The sequence below is a fragment of the Mesorhizobium sp. M7A.F.Ca.CA.002.09.1.1 genome, assembly GCF_003998555.1.
In the GTDB taxonomy this organism is placed as follows: domain Bacteria; phylum Pseudomonadota; class Alphaproteobacteria; order Rhizobiales; family Rhizobiaceae; genus Mesorhizobium; species Mesorhizobium ciceri.
This window is the reverse complement of the sequence record NZ_RZRR01001445.1, coordinates 1-758: the sequence shown is the minus strand read 5'-3', so window position 1 is coordinate 758 and position 758 is coordinate 1. Positions and strand designations below refer to the sequence as shown.

Genomic DNA, 758 nt, shown 5'->3' with positions numbered 1-758 from the left:
TTGAGGAAGTTGGCAGTGGAAGCCAGCGCCGTGCCCTTGTCGCGCAGGTTTCCGCCGCCGACGCCATATTTCAGGACGTTTCCTGGCAGGAACTGCGTGTGTCCGATCTCGCCATGCGCGGCCCCGACCGACGAGGCTGTCAACGCCCCGCGATCGACCAGCTTCAGGGCGGCGATCGCATGCGGGTAGAAGAACCCCGGGCGGCGGCAATCATAGGCAAGCGTCAAAATCGCAGAGACGGTGTTCTGGTTGCCCATGGCCGAACCGAAGCCGGTTTCCATACCCCAGATGGCCAGCAACACGCCCGGCGACACGCCGTAATTCGCTTCGATCTTGGAGAACAGCGCCGCATTCGACTTTTTCAGCGACCGGCCCTTGGAGATAATCGCCGCGCCGCCGCGCCGCCGCATGAAATCGTCCACCGAGCCGCTGAAGGCCTTGTGAATGCCGCGGTCGACGGAGATGGTCTTTGTCGCGTCGTTCGCCCCGGCCAGAGCGGCCAGCCCCTTGGCGCCCACACCTTCCGACCTGGCCTGCGCGGCAAAGTCCTGCTTCCAGGCCTCGAAGCCGGCGCCGGTCTTGCCGCAGCTGGCCGCTGCCTGTGCGCCCGTCGCCAGCGCAAGCACCGCCATCGCGGCCGCTGCAAACATCTTTCCCTTGGCAAGAATTGCCATGTTGATCTCCTGGTTGCCTGAATCACGTCCCAATTGCGAACTTGCCAGCGAAACGCGCACTTGTCACTGTCACCGCTGCAATGC

General features: G+C 64.0%; 1 protein-coding gene. It reads right to left on the bottom strand.

Going from position 1 to position 758, the window contains the following annotated elements; all coding sequences use genetic code 11:
• Positions 1–674 (bottom strand): lytic transglycosylase domain-containing protein (locus EN994_RS33890; protein ID WP_127308281.1); only part of this gene is annotated, 674 nt, incomplete at its 3' end.
• Positions 675–758: the final 84 nt, after the last annotated feature.